We start from the raw sequence: 23,842 nt of genomic DNA on the forward strand, positions 1-23,842 counted from the left end.
GTGGTGATGAAGTCTTTATGTGCAACCCTGGGTTTGCTGCTGTGTTCCCTGAACGCCCACGCCGGGCCGAACATCAATGTCGGTGATTTCTACGACTATTTGCGCGGCGATAAAAGTACCTACCTGAAGCGCATCTTCAACGGCGGCACCCAGACCGCCTTCGTCAAGGTCAACGTCAGCGAGATGCTCTACAAACCGGACGGCAGCTATGAGGAAGTGCCGCTTCGGGTCGAGGCCGACGGCAGCGTGCGCAATGGCCTGATCGCCAGCCCGGCGCGCCTGATCGTGCCGGCGGACGGCATGCAGAGCACGCGCCTGGTGTTCATTGGCGAGCGCGATCGCGAGCGCTATTTCCGCGTGCGCTACCTGCCGGTGGCACCCGATAAAGATGACGGCTTCGGGCTGAACGATGAAGACCGCCAGGCCTACGAAAACACCCTGGCGGGCGGCGTGCAGGTAATGGCGGGCTACGGCACGGTGTTCTTCGTGCGGCCCACGGACAGCCGCTTCGATACCCGTGTCGAGAACGGCGGCCGCACCTACACCTTGCGCAATGCTGGCAACACCGTGGTAGTGGTGGATGAGTTCAAGGATTGTGCGGTGAATGACCGCACCGTCTGCGCGCCCACCACCAAGAACCATATCTTCCCCGGCCGGGTCTTCAGCTTTGAAAAACAGGCCGGGAGGATCTATCGGTTCTTCCTGGTGGAAGGCACCACCGAGACTGTCATCGAGATCAGCGGCTAGGGCGATTGCGTAAGGTGCGCGCCGCCATCAGCGCTGCGCGGGTGCGGTCACGCATCCATGCCTGGGCGATGTCGCCCAGTTCTTCCTCGCGTTTTTCGCAGGCGGCCTGGAATGCCGCCGGGTCGGCGGGGTTCAGTCCGCTCATGCCCAGCTCACTGGCCAGGGCATCGACCTGTGTTTGCAGCGCTGCGGTGTCGGGCGTCTGCGGCCGCTGTTCGCCCAACTCCAGCAGGTCGAACAAGCGGTTGTGTTGCGCCTTGAGCCACTGCTGCTGTTCGGCATATTGGCCGGCATAGCGACGTTGCAGCCACTCGCACCAGTGCGCGTCGAGCAGCATGCGGTTGACCAGGCCGTCGCCCTCGCCAAGCTCGAGTACTTTGGCATACGCCGCGTCGATCTGTGCGTCGCTGACCCCGGCGATGCTGCGGTAGAGCATGTGCTCGGCGATCCACGGCAGGTCCAGGCGCTCGGCGAGGGCGGTCTGGTAAGCCAGGTAGATTTCCACTTCATCCACCTGGCCGGCCACGCCGTCGACGACCTCGGTGAGAAACCGCAAGCCCTGGCCTCCTTGGGCGACCGGCGCCAGGCGCTGTTGAACGTCGGCCCGGATTACATCGTTGAGCTGTTGCAGGCGCGCACGGCCCTTGACCAGGGTGACCAGTTGCCGTTCATGGGCCTCTGGCGTCGGTGACTGGTGCTCGATCTGGTAGAGCAGTACCTCGACCCCCATTTCGTTGAAGATCTGCGTGCCGGCATCCGGGCAATTGCCGGGGAAACTGGCGATCTCGAACAGCCGATTGCGCAGCGGGGTGTCGACGGCGGCCGCCTGCAGCAGGGTCCAGACCTGCCGGGTCAGGGTGCGGTGGTTGGCGCGGTAGCGTTGCTGATCTTCATCTGTCTGGAACCGCTCCGGTATTTCCAGGGCCTTGATCACCTCGAACAATCCCTGGGAGCCGTGTTCGTGCTCCAGCGCATCCCAGACTTTGCGGGCGTCGTCCTGGCCTCGTGGTGACAGGTAGTCCAGCCACGGCGTGCTGTCGCCCTGGGGTTCATAGGTGCGCTCGGGATCCAGCCCGACTGACGCGCGATAGGCCTTGAACCGTTCACGCTGCAGGGCGTCGAGTGCGGCGCGATTGAGGTAGGTCGCGGCGACAAGCCGGGCCTCGGCACTGCCCAGGGCCACCTCGGGCACGTGGGTAATGGCGGTGCCCTGCAGGTTAAGGACAAACCGCGAGGACCGGGGCACCTCGAACAGCCCATTGGGCCACTGCGCGACAGGGCTGTGGCTGAGGTCCAGGTGAACCAGGTCGCGCATGCGCCCGATATCCGGGGCCCTGTGGCTGCGGGTGTTGTTGAGCTTCAGGCGCCGCAGGTAGCGCAGGTTTTTCAGGCGGGTGACATCCACCGCCTGCAACGCCAGCGGGCACCAGGCCAGGTCGAGGTTTTCCAGGTGGCGCAGGTCGCGGATCGCTTCCGGCAGGCGGGACAGCGGGTTATCCGCCAGATACAGGGTGGACAGCTGCGGGAAGTGTTGCAGGAACTCACCATGGTCCGCGTTGAACTGACTGTGGATCAGGTTCAGCCGGGTGACATGGCTGAAGTCGGCGCGCAGCGGTGGCAGGGTATCGGGCAGCGTTATGCCGCTCAGATCCAGGCGCGTGCCGGAGGGTTCGGTATAGGCGCGGATCTGATCCTGCCAGCATTCAAGGAGTTTGCCGCGAATGAACAGGCGCAACTCAAGCTCCCTGTCCGGCGGATGGTTGCCTGGCTGGCGCGACCAGTGCGCCAGGTCAGCGTCCAGGCGGTAATGGTCGACGATCAGTTGATTGACGCGGGGGCTGAGGTGCTCGCTGCCGACTTTTTCCATAAAGGCCAGGATGTGCGCCTCGCTCTGGTGCGTAAATACGGTTTTCAAGGCGTTCAGGATCACCACCTGCTCACTCATGACGACCAGCTTCGGCGTGCGCGCAGGCGCGGGGGAGCCGAGCAGCTTCAGTGTCTCCTCGTCAGCCTGGCTGCGCACGGGGGGTTGGGCCAGCGCGCTGCGGCGTTCGGCCAGCGGTTCCAGGGTGGTCAGCAGCCAGTGCCGCAGGCCCTCGCCTTGGCCGGGTGAAAGCCCGACCGCCTGGCGGCTATCGGCGGGCGCGGCGTGCAACAGGGCTTCGTACAGGGTGTCGGGGCCGTGCAGCTTGCGGTGGGCGCCGTCGCGGACCTCATAGCCCAGGGTGTCCTTCCTGACCAGGATGCGCCGGGTGCCGGCATTGACCGGGCCGGCCTCGCAGCGCAGCGGACCGTCGGCGGTGTGCTGGCGAATCTGCAGGTGCAGGTCGGCGAAGAAGTCGCTGTGCCGCTTCAGGGTATTGAGCAGCATGCGTTCGCTGTCGGCGGTCTGGCGCCAGGGGAAGTAGAAACTTTCATAGGCGTGGCTGGTGCCGGCGGCGAAATTCAGTTCGCGCGCCAGGTTTTCCAAACGCAGCGGCAGGCGCCGGTGGTCCAGCATCAGGCTGCGCTCGGCGGCATCGGCACTGTCGAGCAGAGACCGTGCGACGCTGGAGTCCATCTGCGGGAAATGCTCGCGCAGCAGGCGGATGCCCGGCTCATCGGACAGCTCACGCACATGGTGGGCGTACTGGCCGATCTCGGGGGCCTGGCGGGTGACGTAGGTGGCCAACAGCTCGCGCAAGTGCTGCACTTGCCCAGCCTTGGGCACCTGGGCGCCGAGCAGCAGGCGCGCCTGGGCTTCATCGAGAAACCCCAGCACCCGCTCCGGCAACTGCCCGGACATCACCTGCGTCACACTCATCTTGAGGGTGTCCGCCGGGGCGGCGTCGAGCCGGCCATAGCGGTGGGAGTCGCCGCTCAGGCTGGGGCTGAGGAACACTTCCAGGGCCTTGTCCTGTGGCCAGCCCTCGAGTTCGGTAACGGTTTGCTCGAACCAGGCGGCAGCCGGGTCCAGCGGCATGCCCGTGCGGATCTGATCACTGGCCGACTGCGCGCTGGCGTAGGCCTCGAAGCGGTTGAGCGTGTCGGCGAGCAGCGGTGGCAGCGGCTGGTCCTGCAGATACGCGCCGCGTAGCACGTCGTCATCGCAGCCACTGGTGAGGCGGATGCGTTCCAGTTGCTCATCGCTGAAAGCCGCGACCCTGGGCCCGAGGCGGCGCATCAACGTGCGGCTGTCCCAGGTCTGCGGCTGGTCGGCTTCATGCACGACAATCCCGTTGGCCCGGCGATACAGCTGTGGTCGATACGCTTGCGGGCGGCGTGGGTGGACGATGCGCGCGTGTTGCACCCGATACTGCGCGCCTTCGTGTATCAGCCGTTGCGCGGGATCGAGTGTGCCCTGGTCGTCGACATAGGGTGCAAGGTCCGGGTTCCACAGGCGTTGACGACCGTCTGCACTCTGCACCGGCTTGAGCCCTTCGACGAACGCCGAGAGTTTCAGGCGCAGTGGCGCGGCCAAGGTGGTACCGGCGGCGAACAGGCCGAACTGGACAAAGTCCTGCGCCACCCCGAGCAGATGATCCGCCGCCTCCGCGCCTCGGCCCTGGGCCCAGTCGACCACGCCTTCGAACACTTCGTCGGTGATCTGGTAGGCGGTGTAGGCGAGCATCACTGCGCCCAACCCCGGCACAAACGGCGTGAGTACCTGCAGGGCCGCGTTGAAGAGATCGCCGAGGATTTTCCCCAGGTTGTCCCACCAGGCCTGGCGCGCCAGGGTATCGGCGCGAAGGGTGGAAACGGCGATGTCCTGGGCGTCGTTGAGCACCTTGTTCAGGTGCACCCGGTAGCGGTAGTGCCACAGGTCATCTGCGCCGCCGTTGCCAGCGCGGTTGGGGTGGTCAGCCGCGATGGGCTGCACATGAAATTGCAGGTGGGGGTTGTCCAGCGGTGTGTCTTGCCAGGTGGGCTGGCTGTCGGTGGGCGCTTTGATGCGCCACTGCACCCGGCTCAGGCGGGTGTTGAGGTTGGCGAAAAAAAAGCCGCGCTGGTCATGGTCGACAAACCGGCTGAAGAACACCTGGTAGTGCTCGGCATCCCGCAACTGGCGGGTCACTTGCGTCATGAACGCTATCGGCGTCGGGTATTGCTTGAGCGGGTGCTCGGGGTCGTCCGGCACATAGGCGATCACCCGCGCTGCCGAGGGCGGCGTCGCGCAGAACAGCAGGATGCCGGTGAGCCGGCTGTTCATCATGTCCAGGGTATGGGCGGCCAGGGTCTGGCCGTCGAGGCGCAGTGTCGGGTTTCCATTGATCAGCCCCAGCACGGCGGTGCAGGCATCCTGGGCAATATCGCCCTTGACCAGCGCCAGGTGGGCGGCGGCTTTCAACCCGGCTTTGTGCTGGTCGATCACTTGCCGGCGCAGGTCGCGGGCGACCGTGGGGGTGTAGACCCCCATGACGATCTTCAGGTGCTCGCGGTAATGGCGGCCGATGTCCAGGCCACGACACAGTTGCTTGAAGCGCTCGGCCGTGAGGGCGGTGCCATTGGCCTTGTGCTTGAACGTCAAGCTGCGTTGCTGGCCACGGGCATCGGCGGCGGACAGGAAGGCATAGTCGACGAAACGTTCTGAGGCGGCAAAGTTGTGCAGCGCCGCGTCCAGCAGGGACACCGTGCGGCTGGTCACGGCTTGCTTGAAGTCATGCACCCACCAGGCGCTGGTGGCTTTGACATACACGCGCAGGAAGGTGTTTCTCACATCGATCGGGCCGTAGTCCGCCAGCAAGGCGCTGCCCAGCACCCGCTCGGCGTAGGCATACACGTCATTGAGCTTCTGCAGCCGCTGGTCGAGGGTGTTGAGAGTGTCCCAGTGGTCGGCAATCGCCTGCTTGAGGCCGGCGTGCTGGTCCGGCGTGGCGTGGGGGTACGGCGCGGGATCCTTGAGCCCGACGGCGCGCAAGGCGTGCAGGCGTGCCAGGGAGGTGCTTTTGAGCCAGGGCGGCAAGGCATGCTTGAGCAGTGGATAGTGCCGACCTTGAAACGCTGTATTGAACGGGACAGGGGAAATGACGACCATGCAACAGATCCTGAAAAGAGCCATGAAAGCGCTTCAGTCTATTGAGGCCAGGGGCCGAGAATAAGTTTGAATACTGGGTCGGACAGGCCGGATAACCGCGCCTTCCGTTCAACAAATGTCACCTCGAAAACAGCCGGCTACCGCCTTCGGTGACCGCCATCGTGGCGGGGGTGCACAAGGTATGGCTGCCCGGTTGCAGGTAAGGCATCAGCACCGGTGCCATGCCCTTGAGCACCTGCACCGGCAACGCCGAGGTAAAGGTGAAATTCTGCGCGCCGCTGCCGGGGACGAAGGCGGTGAGGGTGCCGAAATGCCGGTCGCCGATGTAGAACACAAAGGTCGCCGTGCGGTTGATCGCCTTGGAGCTGAGGATGCGTCCACCGGCGCCGATCGCCTCGATACGGTTGTCGCCGGTGCCAGTCTTGCCGCCCATGGCCAGCGGTGTGCCGTCGGCCAGTTTGAAACTGCCCGACACGCGTTTCGCCGTACCTGCATCCACCACCTGCGACAACGCCCCACGCAATGCGGTGGCAACTTCGCTGGGCATCACCCGCTTGCCTTTGTCGGGGTTGTTCACCAGCCGGGTTTCATACGGCGTGTCGGCGGCAAAGTGCAGGCTGTCGATGCGCAGCGTCGGCTCGCGTATGCCGTCGTTGAGGATGGTGCCGACCAGTTCCGCCAGCGCCGCCGGGCGGTCGCCCGAGCTGCCGATGGCGGTGGCCAGGGATGGCACCAGATGGTCGAACGGGTAGCCGACCGCCTGCCAGCGCTGATGAATATCCAGGAACGCTTCGATCTCCAGCATGGTGCGGATACGGCTGTCGCGAGCGCTTTTGTGCCGGCTCTTGAACAGCCAGCCGTAGACTTCCTGGCGCTCATGCTCGCTGGCGGAGACGGCCTGGGTGAAGGTGGCGTCGGGGTGGTTCAACAGGTAGCCGAGCAACCACAAGTCCAGCGGGTGGACCTTGGCGATATAGCCTTGGTCCGGCAGGTCGTAGGCGCCAGGGCCGTAATCTTTATAGAGCTTGGCCAGGCGTTCGTCGGTGAGTTTTTCCGAGGCTTTTTGCGTGTTCAGGTGCGCCCGGACAAAGCGGTTGAAACTGTCCTGGCTGGCCTGCGGCAGCAGGTAACGGTGCACGGCGGCAAGGCGCATGGCGGTTGGGCGCATGCCGTCCAGGAAAGTGTCGAGCCGGGCCTGGGTGTCCTTGTTGCGGTACTTTTTCCAGAAGCGCAGCAGGAAGGTGGTGCCTTCGCGGTCGGCGAACTGGGCCAGGTATTCCTGGCGACGTGGGTCGCTGTCGTCCTTGAGCAGCTCGGCACTGTTGTTGGCGCCGTGATAGGTGCTGTAGCGCACCAGGTCGCGCATCAGGCGAATGAACGGCAGGTTGATCGACTCGCGCAGGGCGTCGCGCAAGCTGGGGCTGCGGCCGTTGTCTTCGTTGCGAAAGTTGTGAAAGTGATGCATCCCGCCACCGGTAAAAAAGCTCTCGCCGGGGCTGGCGGAATACTGCCGGTCAAGCGCCGCATCGAGCATCTTCGGCAGGCTCTGGTCGCTGTTTTGCGCCAGGTAGTCCACCGCCCAGCGCGACAGGCGATCCTGTTCGTCGATGTCGACTTTCTTCAAGGCCGCAGGCGTCTGGCCGGCGTAACGGTCGTGCAGCTCGCTGATGATTTGCAGGTAGGTGGTGAGCACGCGCAGCTTGGCCGTGGAACCGAGTTCCAGCTTGCTGCTCTCGTTGATATCGAAGGGCTGGTCGGTGTTGTCGGTCTGCACCCGCACGCGGGCGCCGTCGCCGGTCATCTCATACAGCGTGAAGCTGTAGCGCACCTGGGCGGTGCTGGCGGGCGTCAACAGACGCGGGCCGAGCAGGCCGAGCAGGCCGGCGAAGGCGGGATCGGCCAGGTGCTTGAGGTAGGCGGTGGCCTGGGTCTGCAGGTCATTTTGCAGGGTGCTGGTGGCGGACAGGTCGAGGCGGTCAAGGTCGTACAGCGGACGGTTGAGCAGGGCGGCCAGGCGACTGCGCGCGACGCTGATGCCTTTGTTGGTTTCAATCGGTTGCAACGTCGGTTGCTGCAGCCAGTCGCGGTAGCTGATCTTGCTCGCCAGCGCGGCCTTGGCCAGGGCCGGCTCGACCACGCCGTTCTGCTCCAGCAGGCGGATATGGCTGTCGGTCAGGCTCGTCAATTCGTCGCGGCCCTTGGACAAGTAATGCGAAGGCCGGCGCTGGGCAATCATCAACGACAACACTTCGCGCAGCGCCAGGCCTTTTTGCGCGAGGTGTTGCGTGCCGGGTTCGGCGAGCAGGGCGTTGGTTTTGTCAAAGTCAGCGCCGTACCACACCCGCAAACCTTCGGCCATGCCATGCACTTCACCATGACCGGGCACGGCCGACAGCGGCACGCTGTTGAGGTAATCGCGCACAATATTCTGCCGGGCTTGCAAGGTTTGCGGGCCGGCTTGATAGGCGCGCACGCTGGCGGAAAACATCTGGCGCAGTTTCTCGCCGCCGGACAGGGTCAGGCCGTCGGGGGAGTGGCGGTATTTTTCCAGTTGCGTGGCCAGGGTACTGCCGCCGGCGCTCTGCCCGGGCAAGTGCAGCAGCCTGGCCACTTGTGACCATGCCGCCTTGGCGAAGCGCGGCCAGTCCACCGCCGGGTTGGCCTGGGGCTGGGCCGGGTCGAGCAGGTCGCGGTTCTCGATGAACAGCAGGCTGTTGACCACCACCGGCGGGATCGCGCTGAACTGCTGGTACGCCTGCTGCGGGTAGGTGAACTGGTACAGCGGCTCGGCCCGGCAGTCATTGATCGACAGGCCCGCCTGGATCTTTTCGGCATAGGGCACGAACAGGCCGCGCCCGACATACGTCATGAGTGGCGCGGAAAAGCGCACCTGGCTCTGCACCTGGTAATTGCGCTTGAGCAGGCGCGGCAGGAATTGATCGAGGTCGCTGTAGCCCAGGCGCTTGTCGAAGGGGCCGTCACCGGGATACACGATGGCATCGCTCGCACCGGCTTGCAGCGTGTAGCCGAGGGTGCCCGCCAGGCGGCTGAGTTCGCGCGCCTGCCAGTGCGCGGTGCGCATCTCGCGCTGGGCGGCAAACCCTGCGGCGATCAGGCCGATCACCAGCAGCAGCCACACCAGGCGCCAGCGGTACGCAGGTCTGCGCGGGCGTCGTGGCAATGGCTGTTCATCCGCGCTGTCGGTGGGAACCGCAGCCTGGGTTGAATCGGTTTGCCATAAAGCGCCCATAGTCGATTGATCCCATCCCGGCAGATTGATCGGACTTGAATGAAGCTTAGACGCTGATTGGCGCCGTCGAAGAATTTGTCTGCGTGGGGGCATCCGGTTACCACCGACCGCCGTGGTACTTCCCTACCGTTCGGGCTTATCGGACTCACTTCAGCGTCCGTCACAAGGAAGTCCACTGCCATGTCTGCAACACATTCGCCGCGTCGTCCCCATATCGAGCAGATCATCAGTCTGTTTTCCCAGCCCCCGACACTGCGGGAGGTCGCCCTCAAGCAACTGCAAGCCACGCTGAATCAACGTTTCCCCAGCCTCAATCTGCGCGCCGAAGGGGTGAGCATCGGTACCCCGGTGCAAGACGATCAATATCATTACAGCCCGCTGGCCGATGAGGTGCTGGTGTGCCTGGCCGGCGCCGAGCCGCTGCGCTATGTCGAGGATTATCACCAAGTGTTCCTGCACCAACGCGAGATCCATGTGCGCGGGGGCCCGCCACTGGCGGACATCGAGCAAGTGATCAACCAGCTCGGCCCCAGCCTGCTCGACGCCTGGCTTGAACAGCTGCAGGACTGGTGGCGGGGCACGGTGCCGGTGAACACCACGCGCTGGGCTTATTTGTCGGATGATTGCCTGGCGTTGCTCTATGACAGCCCGAAACCACCGGGCATGAATGCGCAGCAATTCAGCGACGCGTTCCCACGCGCGGCGATGCGTGCCAGTCGTCCCGATCACCAGTGGAGCCTGCACGACGCAACCTTGCCGGTGCACACCGTGTACGTGCGGCCCCGAGGCACTGCGCAGCCGGCGCAAATGCTGCCGCTGTTGATCCTCGGCACGTGGCTGTTCAGCCCTGCGACCGGGCTTCACCTGCTCGAGCGTGTGGACGATATCGACACGCGGATCCCCGACTACCTGAACGCCCGCCTGGCCGGCCAGGCCCTTGAGTGGTTTGTGCAGGCCCCCTGGGGCGACCCCTTCGATGCGCTGGCCGCCAGCTATGCCGAGCGCCAGCGTGCGGACACCTTGGCGATCGACCGCACGGTGCCGCGCACGCCCGCACAGTTCCAGGCCATGCTCGATTACATCACCGACCCTTCGCGCTGGTTCGAGTCGGTGCTGACCCCGTTTCAACTGCGCGTGCAGGACCAGTTGCCGCTGTGGCTGATCCATGCCTCGGCGGCCGACAGCCTGGCCTACGCCGGCGCGTTGCAGGCGATGGTAGTGGCGGGCGGGCAGGGTTTCCTGGACGGCATTGCGCCGATCCGCACCTTTGCTGCCGAGGCCCTCAAGGGCTGCCTGCGCAAGGAGCGCCGCGCCCATGGCATCGAGCCGGACGACATCGAGCTGACTTACCACATCGTGACCGCGGCCATGACTCCGGGCGGCTTTGCCACGGGCGAGGTGCACCCGCTGACCTTGACGCTCACGGACCTGGCGCTGGAGAACCTCGGCGGGTTCCCCCACTTGCCGTCGGCGATCAAACTCAAGGGCGTCGCCGCGCCCGACTGGATGACGGCCACCCTGCTCACGGGCTGTGTCACCGAGGTGGATATCGGCCAGGCGTACCCGGCGCTGCTGCGCCAAAAGCTGGTGGACGATCCGGCCGAACGCCTGCGCCGTGAAACGTTGTTCACCCGACAGCTGCGTGCGCAACTGCCGCTGCTGGCGTTGCAGATGAAGCTCCAGGGCGAGAACGGCCTGACCGACGCCGGTTATCGCCTGGTGCAGGCCGCGCTGCTGCAGCAGCCGGAGGCGGCGTTATGGCCGTTGGCATTCAAGGCCTCGCCGACCTCAGCGCCGGACACGGTGCTCAATCTGTATGTCATTGGTCCACGGCATTCGGAAGATGGGCCGCACCTGCTCTACCAGCCATTGTTCAGCCCCAGCCTGCGTGAGTTTGCATCCGCCCAGGCGCTGTTCGATGCGATCGGTGCGCCAGGCCCGTTGCAGGACACGGTGCTGGCGTGGCTGCCGCCGAGGCGTCAGGCGGTGTACGCCAACGGCGGATTCCAGGAACCCCATGTGCAGCATTTCCTGGCGGGTGATGAGTTCACTGTGCCCGATCGTCCTGCGCCGGTGCGCCTGAGCAAACAACTGCTGGACGCGGACCCGTTGCCTGGGGTGTTCGCCTCCACGGTGCAGGCGCTGGTCAGCCTGGCAGAGCGCGAATCAGTCTCCAACGCCGAGCAGCGCTGGATGACGTTCAAGGAAGGCGGCTGGTTGCTCTTCAATAGCCTGTTGCCGTTTCTCCGGGGGCCGGTGGCGCTGGTGGGATGGATGCTGCAGGTGATGGACAGTGTTCACCAGGATGTGCCGGCCATCAGTACGACTGACCCTGCCGCCCAGGCCAAGGGAGTGATGGACCTGCTGACCAACCTGGTGCTGATCCTCGCGCATCGGGCGTCACCTCACGAGGTGCCTGCCAGCCTTGACCTGCAGCATCCGGCGTTCGAGCCGACGCCGCGGCCGGCGCCGACCACGTTGGTTCGTGGTCCGCTGGAGGTGCCGTTGCGCGCCGCCGGTGGCTGGAGCAATGCCCGTGACACCCTTGCACCGGCGATGCAGGCGCGGCTCGAGCGGCTGAGCCTCAAGGCCTTCGCCCGGCCCTGGCCGGCGCGATTGCCCGGCGCGCAGGTGGGCGGGCGCCTCGACGGGGTGTTGTTCAATGCCGCCGCGCAACCGCCGCAATGGCAGGTGCTGGTGCGGGGTCATGTGTACCGGGCCAGGGTCACCGACAACAGTGTGCGAGTCATCAGTGCCGATGGCCGCGAGAACGGGCCTTGGCTCAAGTTGCTCGACACTGGCGGCTGGGAGGTGGACCTGCGCCTGCGCCTGCTGGGGGGGCAGCCCGATTATCCGCGCGTTGGCGTGGACAGCGAATCGCGCCGCCAGCAGCTGGAGCAGGAGTACCGCCAGTACGGCGTGCGCCGCGAGACCGCGAACCGCGCCATGGTGGTGGCTTACACCCTCAAGACCAGCGACGCCGCCAGCGTCACCGCACAGCAACGGGCCACGGCGGCCAGCCGCTACACCCAAGAGCTGCAGAACAAACTCGACGCTTCGCTGCTGGAGCTGCAGTGCCTCAAGGACCTGCAGGCACTCAAGCCCCGCGCCGGTTATGAACGTGAACTGTCGACGTCGCTTGAAGGCGTGATCCTCGGCCTGCAGCAGTTGCTGGTAGAGGCGCGCTCAACGACCCTCGCGATCAATACTCGCCTGGAGCCGCTGCTGGACCGCGTGCAGTCGCTGAGTGAGGAAGAGGCCGCATTGGACATCAATCTGCAGGCGCATCAGACCCTGATCGACGGGTTGCGGCAATTGGCGGACAGCAACGAGAACGCGATCCGCTGGCGCACCCAGGAGTTTGCCTTCCTGAAGGAATTGGAGCGTGTTCCCAAGTTCGGACAGGACAAGGCCCGGGCCTTGCAGCTGGGCTTGCCGACAAGTCCGTCGGTGTTGGAATTGCAGTCGCTGCAGGTGACGGCGTTGTGGGCGGTGGCGCTCAATACCGAAGGGCCGAGGCTGGATGAGGATTTTTTTCAAGGCTTGGACGACACCATTCAGCGCGCACGCTGGGCCAGTGGATCCCAGGCGCAGCTGGAGGAGTTGGCGCCCCATAGCACTGAACTGCGCATCGAGTTGCTGGAGAGCTTCAACCGTGTTTATGCCCAGACCGATGACCGCATCGAGTTCTGGCGCGCGATGGCGCCGGATAAATTCCACCTGGTTTACCTGGACAAGTTGCAGCAGCTGTTCAGCCAGTTGCACGCAGAGGCAGACCGCGAGTTGTCCACCGCCCTGGCGCCTGCGACCCCTGCGCCACGCACACAGCTGACACCTCGTGCGCCGCGCAAAAACATCATCCGCACGCGCAATCAGGAGTTGTATGTGGCTCAGCTAAAGATAACGACTGGCGAAGAGCCGGCGGAGGTGGCAGAGGTGGTGGATGCACAGAACACCGTAATCGCCTCGTTTACCCATGCCGCCGATGGGGTCTGGGAGCCGGTCAAGAAACCGGCTGCCACGCGTGCAGGTTCAATGTCCGGTCTCAATAGCCTGATTGAGCAGGGCCAGGCATTGCGGGCTGAGGTGGAAAAAGCCATCGGCGAGGTCTTGAGGATGGCGCGCACGGCCAACGAGCCGCAGTCGCTGCAGGATATCCTGGAGCAGCGTGCCGATAAGTTGCGCCAGTGTGCCGAGACCCTTCATCGGCACCTGCAGTACAGCGAGCCAGCGCGCCTAGCCGCCACCCAACGGGCGCGCGCCAGGACCGAGGTCGATGCCCTGCGAGCCGCCGCCAGCCGTTTATCCGAGCAGGGGTTGCGCGCTCGACTGAGTACCATCAAGGCACGCCTGCCCACCCAGTCCGGCGTGGATGTGCTGGTCAGTCATCATGAGGCGAGCATATTCCGGCAAGGCGGGCGAGTCGCGGTGGCCGGCAGCTCCAATGATTGGCTGCAAACCTATGTGGTGATCGATGTGCATACGCGCGAGGCCTTTTGTTACGCGCACTTTCACTATGAGCGCCAGACCAGCCCGGACGATCACTTCAATGCCGCGCACCTCAAGACATCTGCGCAGCATCGAATGGGCAAGCAGACTCAGGCACAGGCCCAGGCGCAGGCATTTGCCAGTATTCAGGCCGGGCAGGGCGGGCGTGTCAGCCTAAGCCTGGATATCCATCGCGGCGAAATCAACCGGCGGATGGCACGCAAGTTGTTCTTCGACGCACCGCTGTGGACGCCTGGTGGATAGGCCGGGCTTGAAATGGCGCACCATTGCTGTGCGATACTCCAACCGCGCAATAGGATTTATACGGGAATTCCCTCTGAATATTGCCGTTTATAGAGTGAAAATCACTGGGTTGAGCTTTTTATACTGCACCCCCCTGATCTGGCCCGGCCAGACCGATTGACCCAAAAGGCCAAGCGGAAACGGTACGCCATGGCAGACCCGTCGTGACGTACCGGACTCAGAGGCTCATATCCAATAACAAGACGAGGTTGTATCCCTATGCCAGTCGGCAACCACCTGCCCCATGGCGAGACCGCTTCGGGCGGCCCGCTCAAACGCGAACTGGGCGAGCGGCATATCCGCCTGATGGCCCTCGGCGCCTGTATCGGTGTCGGCCTGTTCCTGGGCTCGGCCAAGGCCATCGAAATGGCCGGACCGGCCATCATGCTGTCCTACATCATCGGTGGCCTGGCCATCCTGGTGATCATGCGCGCCCTCGGCGAAATGGCCGTGCACAACCCGGTGGCCGGCTCCTTCAGCCGCTATGCCCAGGATTACCTCGGGCCGTTGGCGGGCTTCCTGACCGGCTGGAACTACTGGTTCCTGTGGCTGGTGACCTGTGTGGCCGAGATCACTGCCGTGGCGGTGTACATGGGCGTGTGGTTCCCCGATACGCCACGCTGGATCTGGGCCCTGGCGGCCCTGATCAGCATGGGCACCATCAACCTGATCGCGGTGAAAGCCTTCGGTGAGTTCGAATTCTGGTTCGCGCTGATCAAGATCGTCACCATCATTGCGATGGTGATCGGTGGCGTCGGCATCATCGCGTTCGGTTTTGGCAACGACGGCGTGGCACTGGGGATTTCCAACCTGTGGGCCCACGGCGGCTTCATGCCCAATGGCATCCAGGGCGTGCTGATGTCGCTGCAAATGGTGATGTTTGCCTACCTGGGCGTAGAGATGATCGGCCTCACCGCCGGTGAAGCGAAGAACCCGCAGAAGACCATCCCCAGCGCCATCGGCTCGGTGTTCTGGCGTATTCTGCTGTTCTACGTCGGTGCGTTGTTCGTGATCCTGTCGATCTACCCGTGGAATGAAATCGGCACCCAGGGCAGCCCGTTCGTGATGACCTTCGAGCGCCTGGGTATCAAGACCGCCGCCGGCATCATCAACTTCGTGGTGATCACCGCGGCGCTGTCGTCGTGCAACGGCGGCATCTTCAGCACCGGGCGCATGCTCTACAGCCTGGCGCAGAACGGCCAGGCGCCGGCCACCTTCGCCAAGACCTCGAGCAATGGGGTGCCGCGCAAGGCGCTGCTGTTGTCGATCTTTGCCTTGTTGCTCGGCGTGTTGCTCAATTACCTGGTGCCGGAAAAAGTCTTCGTCTGGGTGACGTCGATTGCCACCTTCGGGGCGATCTGGACCTGGCTGATGATCCTGTTGGCCCAGCTCAAGTTCCGCAAAAGCCTGAGCCCGGCCGAACAGAAAGCCCTCAAGTACCGCATGTGGCTGTACCCGGTCAGTTCCTATCTCGCGCTGGCGTTCCTGGTGCTGGTGGTAGGCCTGATGGCGTACTTCCCGGACACCCGCGTGGCGCTGTATGTAGGGCCGGTATTCCTGGTGCTGCTGACGGTGTTGTTCTACGTGTTCAAGTTGCAGCCGACTCAAGCGGCGGCACGCACCGCGAGCTGAGTTTCCTGCGCTCAACAAAAAGCCCCTTTCGGGGCTTTTTGTTTTTCAGGCGGTGGCGGGAGGCGCCGGTTGGGTGAGCCGTTTGTTCAAATCCAGCCAGGCCCCCAGCAGCGCCATCAGCCCGGCGCCTACCAATGCGGTGAAGATTTGCATGGCGAAGGCATCGCCGGTGATCGCATTGATCATGTCCGCCAGCGGTGCCAGCAGCACCCCCAGGCAGAACACCTCCAAGGAGTAGCGGCCCATGCGGCAGGTTTGCTGCGCCAGCCAGTTTTGCGTCCAGGCGTGGCCGGGTAGCAGCTTGGCGGTGACATAGGCCAGGGCCAGAAAGTGCAGCAGACGCACCGGCGACAGGTCGGTCTTGCTGATGGGGTACAGCAGGTCACTGAGCGCCGACGGCATCAGCGCGTCGTGGATTTCCGGCCAGCGCCACGAGAGCGTGAGAACCCCCGCCAACAGCGCATACACCGCCGCAGCGACGAACAACGGCTGACGCAACAGGCGCCGAGTCTTGACAGGGCGGGGTTGCCCGGCATGAATCGCCGCCGCGCCGCCCAGCACAAACAGCAACTGCCAGGTCACCGGATTGAAATACCACACGCCGTCGGCAATCGCTGCCAGGTTCCAGCCCAGATGCGGCGCCAGCAGGTACACCGTCAACGAAACAGCTACCACTGCCCAGGTCTTGCGCAACAGCAGCGGCAACACCAGCGGCAGGCAACCCAGCAGCACGATGTACAGCGGCAACGGGTCCATCAGGTTGGGTTTGAAGCGCAGCAGCAGTTCATCCACCAGGGCTTGCTGGGGATGAGTGACGAAGTGCGTCAAGCCCATCTCTTCAACGAGGTCGCGGGTTTCCACATGGCTGTTGGCGAAGAACACGATGCCCATCAGCATCGCCAGCAAGAAGATGTGCACCACGTACAGCACCCAGGTGCGCCGCCAGATCTTCACGCAGGCGATCAGATAACCATCGCGCTGCAGGATCTTGCCGTAGGCCAGCACGGCCGCATAACCGGCCAGGAACACGAAGACTTCCGCCGCGTCGCTGAAACCGAAGTTGCGCAAGGTGATCTGGCCCAGAGGGTTGTGGGGCACGTGATCCCAGAAAATAAAGATCAACGCCAGGCCCCGAAAAAAATCGATGCGCGGGTCGCGTCCTTTCAACATGGCAGCGGGCTCTTGAACAAGGGGTTTAGTAATGACAAGTGGACGACGGCTTCAGTCGAGCCGTACGTCGGGCGGGCGCAGGTTGGCGGTATTTGTAAGCAATTGCAAAGCTGAGTTTTTTGCTGAATGTCTCATCGCTTTGTTTAAACGTCGATGATCACCAGCGTGCCTTGACTGCCGGCGAGTACCGCGTGGGCGATGCCGGCTTCAACCAGGTACATCTGACCGGCGCCGACGTCGATGGCCTCCTCGCCAATAGACAGGCGCAAAAGGCCGTCGATCACCAACAGCCCTTCGTTGTAGTCGTGGCTTTCTTCTTCATAAGCCTGTGCATCCATGCGCAACACCTTGATCCGCGCCGGGCCGACCTGGCCCACGCGCGTGGATTTCCAGGTGTCCGGCAGTTGGGCGGCAAGGGCGGTGAAGTCGAGTAACGGCATGGTGAAGCTCCTTGTTTCAACGATGCCGTTCGGTGGTCCGGTTCAGCAGGAAAGTGGATGGTTTAGAACGTGTCCATCAGCAAAACCCGGCAGGGTTTGGCTTCGTATTGGTTGATCTGCGGCACCAGACGGGTGAAGTGTTCCGTCTGGCAGTGCGCATCGAGAGCGGCCTGGTCGGGCCATTGCTCGATAAAGATAAAGTGCCCGGGGTCTTTCTGGTCGACGAACAGATCGTAGGCAATACACAGGGGTTCCTGGCGGGTTTTTTCCACCAGTTCTGCATACCAGGGGCGCACGGTGTCGAGGTGTTCAGGTTTGATGAAGTCTTCGGCAATCACTTTCAGCATCGTATCGTTCCGTTAAAAACATCAGGCAGCCGCGATTTCATTCGGCTCAAAACTATCGGCCCGCGCCATCTGCCACATGCGCGAGTAGAACTCGCCGTTGACTTCGCCGGTGAGCAATTCGCCAGGCTTGAGGAACACGTGCAACTGCGAGAACAGCTTGATTTCGGTGGCCGACATGCGCCGCACCAGGTGTTTGGCCGAGAGCTGCGACGGATGATCCAGGCCGGCTGCCGCGAGCATTTCAGCCAAGGCTTTAAGCGTGTTGCGATGGAAGTTGAACACGCGCTGGGCCTTGTCCGGTACCACCAGGGCGCGCTGGCGCAGCGGGTCCTGGGTCGCGACGCCGGTGGGGCATTTGTTGGTGTGGCAGCTTTGCGACTGGATGCAACCTATGGCAAACATGAAGCCACGCGCCGAGTTGGCCCAGTCGGCACCGATGGCCAGGACGCTGGCGATATCGAAGGCGCTGACGATCTTGCCGCTGGCGCCGAGCTTGATCTTGTCACGCAGGTTCAGGCCCACCAGGGTGTTGTGCACGAACAGCAGGCCTTCACGCAGCGGCACGCCGATATGGTCGGTGAACTCTACCGGCGCGGCACCGGTGCCGCCTTCCTTGCCGTCGACCACGATAAAGTCCGGGAGGATGCCGGTTTCGAGCATGGCCTTGGCGATGCCCATGAACTCCCACGGGTGACCCAGGCAGAATTTGAAGCCCACCGGTTTGCCGCCGGACAGTTCACGCAACTGCGCGATGAACTGCATCATTTCGACCGGGGTGGAGAAGGCACTGTGACGTGACGGCGAGATGCAGTCTTCGCCCATCAGGATGCCGCGGGTATCGGCGATTTCCTGGGTGACTTTGTGCTTGGGCAGAATCCCGCCGTGGCCCGGCTTGGCACCCTGGCTCATCTTGATTTCGATCATGCGCACTTGCGGGTTCTGTGCCTGCACGGCGAAGCGCTCGGGGTCGAAGCGCCCGTCGCTGGTGCGGCAGCCGAAGTAGCCGCTGCCCAGTTCCCAGGTCAGGTCGCCGCCGTTTTCGCGGTGATAAGGGCTGATGCTGCCTTCGCCGGTGTCGTGGGCAAAGTTGCCGAGCTTGGCGCCCTGGTTCAGCGCGCGGATGGCGTTGGCGCTCAACGAGCCAAAGCTCATCGCCGAGATATTGAACACCGAGGCCGAGTACGGCTGCGTGCACTGCGGGCCGCCAACCATCACGCGAAATGCGCTGGGGTCGCTCAGCGGCGCGGGGCGCATGGAGTGGCCGATGAATTCGAAGCCCGACTGATACACGTCGATCAGCGTGCCGAAGGGTTTGTCGGCGGTTTCGTTCTTGGCGCGCGAATACACCAGCGAACGTTGGGCCCGCGAGAAGGGCAGGGCGTCGCTGTCGGACTCGAGCAGGTACTGACGGATTTCCGGGCGGATGGCTTCCACCAGGTAACGGATATTGCCCAGGATCGGGTAGTTGCGGCGTACCGCGTGGGGGCTTTGCAGCAGGTCGAACAGACCGATCAGGCTCAGTACACCGGTGACCAGGGTGATGGGCCACAGCCATTCATGTTCGATAAAAGGGAGGCTGGCGAGGGTGAAAATGACACAGGCAGCAAAGAACGCATAACGGCTTAACAAGGACAGGCTCATACGGTTTTTCCTTGGTTCAACTCTGAAGGTCGATCACCCATTCTGCGCCTGTTGCGAAACCGCGGACAAGGTTTGAGCGCGCAGAGGCCCATTTCAGAGGGGTTGGCGCGCGGAACTCATCGGTTGCCCCGAGCCACTTAAACACACGTTCCTCAACCTCTCCAAAGTGAGCCGACCATGAATATCAATACTGCCCTGACTGCGGTGGATCTCCTGACACGCCTGACCCAGGCGCCGGAGGCGCGTCCTGCTGCGCCTCAAGTGGCTTCCGGGCGTGAGCCGTTCATCACACCGACCCATCGCCAATTTCCGTCTGGCTTGCGCAATGACAACCCCTTGGTCAGGTCCAGGCTCGACCAGCAATTCTCGTCTTCATCGGGCCACCATCCACGGGCCGCATCAGCGCAAATGCCGGGAGGCGCCGAGCGCACTGGGCTACAAAAGGCGGCGGGCGACGTTGCTCGCAACACCTGGTTTATTCCCGGCTTGAGCAACATGCTCCATGGGGTGGAAAAGTCCGACGGCAGCTTGAGCGGCGCGTTGGCTGGGATGATAAACGGTGTTGATAAAACCCTGCAGACGGGCCTGGCCACGGCGGCTCTGGGGGCTGCGAGGGGCGATTGGATGGCGGTTGCCGATGGCTACTCGCAAGCGGTGGCCCATAACGAATCCACGCCCGACTCGGTCAAGTCGACGCTGGCGCTGTCCCACTCCGTGAGGAGCGTCGCGGCTAGTTCCGCTGCGCTTGCAGGAAAATAGAGAACAGCTCCGACTGGGATTTGATCCCCAGCTTGCTGTACATGTGCTTCTTATGGACTTTCACGGTTTCCACCGAGATTTCCAGCTTGCGCGCGATCTCCTTGCTGGAGCAGCCGCTGAGCATCAGGCGGCCCACGTCCAGCTCGCGGGCGGTGAGTTGGGCGCCCCAGTCGTCATTCTGGATCGGCGGCTGGGGCGTGCTGACCTGGTTGAGTTCAAAGGGCAGGCGCTGGCGCAGCAGGCTCAGCACCCAGGGCTGGATCAGCGACAGCAGGGCAATCTGCTGCGGGTCGAAACGCTGCTTCGAGCCCAGGGAGAGGCACAGGGTGCGCCCGTCCGGCAGGTGGCAATTGAACTGAATTTCATCGGCCACCACATTGAGGCGGAAGTAACGCTGGTAGTACTCGGTGAGTTCGAAATGCTCCGGCGCCACTTCAGCCAGGCGTAGCAGGCCGGTGTGCGAGTGTTCGCGGCTGGCGATATAGAAAGGGTCGAGCAGGTAGAGGCCGTTGAGATAATCCTGGAACAAATGGTCCGGGGTGCCGTCGGCGCCCGGGCATTCGGCGAACACCAGCGGGCGGTGTTCGCTGCTGAACAGCAACACCACCCAACTGTCGAACGGCACGTACTGGTCGAGCAGGCGCACCAGTTGGGTCCAGAAGTTGGCCTGGTCGAGGGCGTCTATCATTTGCCCGACTGAACGGTGCCAGGCGATGTCTTGCAGCGAAACGGTCATTCGTCTACCCCCATAGGGTTACCCCGGCGGCGTGATTTCCCCGGCGTGTGCGGCTGCGCATACTGCGCCACAGATAAAACCACAGGATGTCCCATGAAGGTCGAATTTGCCCAGTTGGCAGGCCGCGATAACGGCACAGCTTACAACCTTGAGCGCGCGTTGGCGGCGATTGCTGCAAGTGCAAGCGACACGCAACTGATCGTATTCCCGGAAACCCACCTCATGGGCTTCCCGACAGCCGAGACTGTCGCCGCCATCGCCGAGCCGGTGGATGGCCCTACTGTGCAGGCGATTATCCAGGCCGCCCAGGCGCGCAATATCGCGGTGGTGATCGGCATGGCCGAGAGCGACGGCGGCCAATTCTATAACACCACCTTGCTGATCACCCCCGAAGGTATCGCGCTGCGTTATCGCAAGACCCACCTGTGGGCCTCGGACCGTGGCGTGTTCACCCCGGGTGATCGCTACGCCACTTGCGTGTGGAACGGCGTGCGCGTGGGCCTGCTGATCTGCTACGACATCGAGTTCCCGGAAAGCGCCCGCGCCAATGCGCAGCTGGGTGCTGAATTGCTGATCGTCACAAACGGCAACATGGACCCGTACGGCCCCACGCACCGCACCGCGATCATGGCCAGGGCCCAGGAAAACCAGGCGTTTGCGCTGATGGTCAACCGCGTGGAAGAGGGCGATGGCGGCCTGCTGTTCGCCGGCGGCAGCGCCCTGGTGGACCCGTTCGGCACCTTGCTGTTCGAAGCCGGGCGCGAGGCCGGGCAATTTACCGTCGAGCTGGACCTCGACCAGTTGGCGGCGGCGCGCAAGGACTACCGCTACCTGGATGACCAGCGCTTGAAATTGCCCGGTGAGGTGATTGAGCACCCTGACGGCACGCGCGAGCTGCTGATCCCTGGAAACTGATGGAGCTCCTGTGGCGAGCGGGCTTGCCCTGCGGCCCCAAAACCTGCCACCGCGGGTTGTCTGGAAAAATGCGCTGAGCGCAATGGGGGCTGCTGCGCAGCCCAACGCGGGGCAAGCCCGCTCGCCACAATAAAACGGCTGGGCCTATCAATCGGCCTGGCCTTGTAAATCGGTTTGACCATAAGAAAAAAGACGTCCGCTTCACCGACTTCAGTTCTGCCATAAATCTAATAAATCAGCGGAGAATCGCTCATGGCTCGTTTGCAACGCACCCTGTCGTTAGGGTCGGTGGTGCTGTTTGGCATCGCCTATATGACGCCGATCATTGTGCTCGGCACCTTCGGCATCCTCGCGCAATCCACCGCCGGCATGGTCCCTGCCGCCTACCTGGCAGCGCTGGTGGCAATGTTCTTTACCGCCATGAGCTACGGGCGCATGGCCTCGGCGTTCCCGGTGGCCGGTTCCGCCTACAGCTACGTGCGCAAGGCGATCAGCCCCAAGCTGGGCTTTATCGCCGGCTGGGCGGTGTTGCTCGATTACCTGTTCCTGCCCATGGCCATCTGGCTGATCGGCGCGGCGTACCTCAACTCGGCGTTCCCTGCGGTGCCGCAATGGGTCTGGGTGCTGGCGTTTATCGGCATCACCAGCGTCATCAACATCATTGGCCTCAAGCTGGCGAATGGCATCAACGCGTTGCTGATGCTGGTGCAGTTTCTGGTGCTGATCGCGTTTGTCGCGCTGTGCATCCACTACATCGGCGGTGATGCGAGCAAGCCCTTGTGGACCGTCGCCCCGTTCTTCAACGGCCAGATGCAGATGCCGCTGATCATGAGCGGCGCCGCCATCGCCTGCTATTCGTTCCTGGGTTTTGACGCGGTCAGCACCCTCACCGAAGAAACCCGCGACCCTCGCCGCACCATCCCGCGGGCGATCATGTTGATCACGCTGATCGGCGGGCTGATTTTCGTGGCGGTGTCCTATTTTGTGCAGATCGCCCATCCGTCCTTCGAATTCGCCAATGTCGATTCGGCGGCGTATGAAATCGCGCGCAACATCGGCGGCGACCTGTTCGTGTCGATCTTCCTGATCGGCCTGATCGTCGGCCAGTTCGCCTCGGGGCTGTCGGCCCAGGCCAGTGGCTCGCGCCTGCTGTTTGCGATGGGCCGCGACGGCGTATTGCCCAAGTCGTTCTTTGGCACCTTGCATGCGCGGTTCGGCACGCCGGTCAACAGTATCCTGCTGTGTGCAGCGGTGGCGCTGCTGGCGTTGAAGCTGGACGTGACCACCTCCACATCGTTCATCAACTTCGGCGCGTTCCTGGCGTTCAGCCTGGTGAACCTGTCGGTGATCTTTCACTACTGGATCGGCGCCCAGCAGCGTGGCGTTCGTGAGTTGATCCTGTTCCTGGTGTTCCCGACCATTGGCTTGCTGGCGGACCTGTGGCTGATGATCAGCCTCGACCATCTGGCGATCTACCTGGGCCTGGTGTGGTTGGCGATCGGCCTGGTTTACCTGGGTTTCCTCACGCGCGGCTTCTCCCGACAGCCGCCGGAAATGGACTTCCAGGAGGCCGCATAGAAGCGTACGGCCTATTCTTATTGCAATCGGTTCTCGTTTGGGTGCATGATTTGTGTTACTGTATAACACATCAAATGCACCCAGACGCCCCGGAGGCCTTATGAAAGCTGGTATCCATCCCGACTACCGTACCGTGTTGTTCCATGACACCGCCGCCGATGTGTTCTTCCTGATCGGCTCCACCGCCGACAGCGACCGCACGCATAAACACAGCGACGGCAACACCTACCCTTACATCCCGCTGGACGTGTCCAGCGCCTCGCACCCGATCTACACCGGCCAACAGCGCAAGACCCAGGCCGAAGGCCGTATTGCCGGGTTCAACAAGCGTTTCGCTTCGTTTGGCTCCAGCCCGAAAAAAACCGAGGCGTGAGGGATCCGCGTTTCACCTCGAAGGCCGCTCCAGAGAATGGAGCGGCTTTTTTTTGCGCTACTGACCACTCGTCGCCGTATTCCAGTGCTTTTCCAGCCTTGCGTTGAATATCTCGAAAACCAATGTAGAGTTGGGCTTTAACGAATAACGTTAAGCGTTAACCGATGATAAGAAGCTTTAAATGCGCTGACACCAGGACCGTTTTTGAGACCGGTCGATCCAGGCGCTGGTCCGCCATCCTGTCGGTGGTGGAACGAAAGCTGAGCATGCTCGATGCAGCGGTAGAACTTGCTGACTTGCGTTCCCCACCTGGGAACAGGCTGGAACCCTTGTATGGCGACCGAGAGGGGCAACACAGTATCCGAATCAATGGTCAATTCCGGGTCTGTTTCGTTTGGGGCCCTAACGGTCCGGAAAACGTTGAAATTGTGGATTACCACTGAGGTGAA

The 23,842-nt window shown here is 63.1% G+C and carries 15 protein-coding genes; 8 read left to right on the forward strand and 7 right to left on the reverse strand.

Annotated features, from left to right (window positions below):
- Positions 1–6 precede the first annotated feature (6 nt).
- On the forward strand, positions 7–747 hold the full coding sequence (locus tag QMX97_RS09680) for a molecular chaperone (RefSeq protein ID WP_282396792.1): 741 nt from the start codon (positions 7–9) through the stop codon (positions 745–747).
- On the opposite strand, the gene QMX97_RS09685 is transcribed toward QMX97_RS09680, so the two are convergent.
- Together QMX97_RS09685 and QMX97_RS09690 are read right to left on the reverse strand one after the other, a co-directional pair.
- Complete coding sequence (locus QMX97_RS09685) at positions 737–5,761, reverse strand: NEL-type E3 ubiquitin ligase domain-containing protein (RefSeq protein ID WP_282396793.1); 5,025 nt, start codon at positions 5,759–5,761, stop codon at positions 737–739. The two genes, QMX97_RS09680 and QMX97_RS09685, sit on opposite strands and share 11 nt — an antisense overlap.
- A 118-nt stretch (positions 5,762–5,879) precedes the next feature.
- Positions 5,880–9,011, reverse strand: coding sequence for a transglycosylase domain-containing protein (locus QMX97_RS09690; protein ID WP_282396794.1), 3,132 nt, complete (start codon positions 9,009–9,011; stop codon positions 5,880–5,882).
- Positions 9,012–9,191: 180 nt separating this feature from the next.
- Between QMX97_RS09690 and QMX97_RS09695 the strand changes: the two genes are divergently transcribed.
- A complete protein-coding gene (locus QMX97_RS09695) occupies positions 9,192–13,763 on the forward strand; it encodes a hypothetical protein (protein ID WP_282396795.1) in 4,572 nt (1,523 codons plus the stop codon).
- Between the two features lie 258 nt (positions 13,764–14,021).
- Entirely contained in the window at positions 14,022–15,434 is a 1,413-nt protein-coding gene (locus tag QMX97_RS09700) for an amino acid permease (protein WP_282396796.1), read from the forward strand.
- A 45-nt stretch (positions 15,435–15,479) separates the two neighbouring features.
- On the opposite strand, the gene QMX97_RS09705 is transcribed toward QMX97_RS09700, so the two are convergent.
- From QMX97_RS09705 to QMX97_RS09720, 4 genes are all read right to left on the reverse strand, one after another.
- Positions 15,480–16,604 (reverse strand): OpgC domain-containing protein, encoded by a 1,125-nt coding sequence (locus QMX97_RS09705; RefSeq protein ID WP_282396797.1) that lies wholly within the window; start codon positions 16,602–16,604, stop codon positions 15,480–15,482.
- 143 nt (positions 16,605–16,747) lie between these two features.
- The gene (locus tag QMX97_RS09710; protein ID WP_065906837.1) at positions 16,748–17,044 is read right to left on the reverse strand and encodes a cupin domain-containing protein; all 297 of its coding nucleotides are present in this window, start codon (positions 17,042–17,044) and stop codon (positions 16,748–16,750) included.
- A 62-nt stretch (positions 17,045–17,106) separates the two neighbouring features.
- A complete protein-coding gene (locus QMX97_RS09715) occupies positions 17,107–17,391 on the reverse strand; it encodes a putative quinol monooxygenase (RefSeq protein ID WP_282396798.1) in 285 nt (94 codons plus the stop codon).
- A 21-nt stretch (positions 17,392–17,412) separates the two neighbouring features.
- On the reverse strand, positions 17,413–19,032 hold the full coding sequence (locus tag QMX97_RS09720; RefSeq protein WP_065906834.1) for an FMN-binding glutamate synthase family protein: 1,620 nt from the start codon (positions 19,030–19,032) through the stop codon (positions 17,413–17,415).
- Between the two features lie 177 nt (positions 19,033–19,209).
- On the opposite strand from QMX97_RS09720, the gene QMX97_RS09725 reads away from it, so the two are divergent.
- Positions 19,210–19,791 carry a hypothetical protein gene (locus tag QMX97_RS09725; RefSeq protein WP_120447725.1) on the forward strand — a complete coding sequence of 194 codons (582 nt, stop codon included), beginning with the start codon at positions 19,210–19,212 and terminating at the stop codon, positions 19,789–19,791.
- Here QMX97_RS09725 and QMX97_RS09730 read toward each other — a convergent pair.
- Positions 19,763–20,527: a LuxR C-terminal-related transcriptional regulator gene (locus tag QMX97_RS09730; protein ID WP_106805031.1), complete on the reverse strand. Its 765-nt coding sequence runs from the start codon at positions 20,525–20,527 to the stop codon at positions 19,763–19,765. The genes QMX97_RS09725 and QMX97_RS09730 overlap by 29 nt on opposite strands.
- Positions 20,528–20,620: 93 nt before the next feature.
- On the opposite strand from QMX97_RS09730, the gene QMX97_RS09735 reads away from it, so the two are divergent.
- The 4 genes from QMX97_RS09735 to QMX97_RS09750 all read left to right on the forward strand — a co-directional run bounded on the left by QMX97_RS09735 (position 20,621) and on the right by QMX97_RS09750 (position 23,836).
- Positions 20,621–21,442, forward strand: coding sequence for a carbon-nitrogen hydrolase family protein (locus QMX97_RS09735; protein WP_282396799.1), 822 nt, complete (start codon positions 20,621–20,623; stop codon positions 21,440–21,442).
- Positions 21,443–21,694: 252 nt separating this feature from the next.
- Positions 21,695–23,020 carry an APC family permease gene (locus tag QMX97_RS09740; protein ID WP_065906826.1) on the forward strand — a complete coding sequence of 442 codons (1,326 nt, stop codon included), beginning with the start codon at positions 21,695–21,697 and terminating at the stop codon, positions 23,018–23,020.
- Between the two features lie 100 nt (positions 23,021–23,120).
- Positions 23,121–23,393: a type B 50S ribosomal protein L31 gene (locus QMX97_RS09745; protein WP_025858669.1), complete on the forward strand. Its 273-nt coding sequence runs from the start codon at positions 23,121–23,123 to the stop codon at positions 23,391–23,393.
- Positions 23,394–23,557: 164 nt separating this feature from the next.
- Positions 23,558–23,836 carry a type II toxin-antitoxin system RelE/ParE family toxin gene (locus tag QMX97_RS09750; RefSeq protein WP_120447727.1) on the forward strand — a complete coding sequence of 93 codons (279 nt, stop codon included), beginning with the start codon at positions 23,558–23,560 and terminating at the stop codon, positions 23,834–23,836.
- Positions 23,837–23,842: the final 6 nt, after the last annotated feature.

This window comes from Pseudomonas sp. PS01298, from assembly GCF_029959745.1.
Classification (GTDB): domain Bacteria; phylum Pseudomonadota; class Gammaproteobacteria; order Pseudomonadales; family Pseudomonadaceae; genus Aquipseudomonas; species Aquipseudomonas aylmerensis.

What these genes read in the sequence shown, in the direction of transcription:
- QMX97_RS09685 (WP_282396793.1), bottom strand. Translation starts at nt 5,761, where the DNA reads ATGGTCGTCATTTCCCCTGTCCCGTTCAATACAGCGTTTCAAGGTCGG.
- QMX97_RS09700 (WP_282396796.1), top strand. Translation starts at nt 14,022, where the DNA reads ATGCCAGTCGGCAACCACCTGCCCCATGGCGAGACCGCTTCGGGCGGC.
- QMX97_RS09750 (WP_120447727.1), top strand. Translation starts at nt 23,558, where the DNA reads ATGATAAGAAGCTTTAAATGCGCTGACACCAGGACCGTTTTTGAGACC.
- QMX97_RS09745 (WP_025858669.1), top strand. Translation starts at nt 23,121, where the DNA reads ATGAAAGCTGGTATCCATCCCGACTACCGTACCGTGTTGTTCCATGAC.
- QMX97_RS09705 (WP_282396797.1), bottom strand. Translation starts at nt 16,604, where the DNA reads ATGTTGAAAGGACGCGACCCGCGCATCGATTTTTTTCGGGGCCTGGCG.
- QMX97_RS09730 (WP_106805031.1), bottom strand. Translation starts at nt 20,527, where the DNA reads ATGACCGTTTCGCTGCAAGACATCGCCTGGCACCGTTCAGTCGGGCAA.
- QMX97_RS09710 (WP_065906837.1), bottom strand. Translation starts at nt 17,044, where the DNA reads ATGCCGTTACTCGACTTCACCGCCCTTGCCGCCCAACTGCCGGACACC.
- QMX97_RS09735 (WP_282396799.1), top strand. Translation starts at nt 20,621, where the DNA reads ATGAAGGTCGAATTTGCCCAGTTGGCAGGCCGCGATAACGGCACAGCT.
- QMX97_RS09690 (WP_282396794.1), bottom strand. Translation starts at nt 9,011, where the DNA reads ATGGGCGCTTTATGGCAAACCGATTCAACCCAGGCTGCGGTTCCCACC.
- QMX97_RS09715 (WP_282396798.1), bottom strand. Translation starts at nt 17,391, where the DNA reads ATGCTGAAAGTGATTGCCGAAGACTTCATCAAACCTGAACACCTCGAC.
- QMX97_RS09725 (WP_120447725.1), top strand. Translation starts at nt 19,210, where the DNA reads ATGAATATCAATACTGCCCTGACTGCGGTGGATCTCCTGACACGCCTG.
- QMX97_RS09695 (WP_282396795.1), top strand. Translation starts at nt 9,192, where the DNA reads ATGTCTGCAACACATTCGCCGCGTCGTCCCCATATCGAGCAGATCATC.
- QMX97_RS09720 (WP_065906834.1), bottom strand. Translation starts at nt 19,032, where the DNA reads ATGAGCCTGTCCTTGTTAAGCCGTTATGCGTTCTTTGCTGCCTGTGTC.
- QMX97_RS09740 (WP_065906826.1), top strand. Translation starts at nt 21,695, where the DNA reads ATGGCTCGTTTGCAACGCACCCTGTCGTTAGGGTCGGTGGTGCTGTTT.
- QMX97_RS09680 (WP_282396792.1), top strand. Translation starts at nt 7, where the DNA reads ATGAAGTCTTTATGTGCAACCCTGGGTTTGCTGCTGTGTTCCCTGAAC.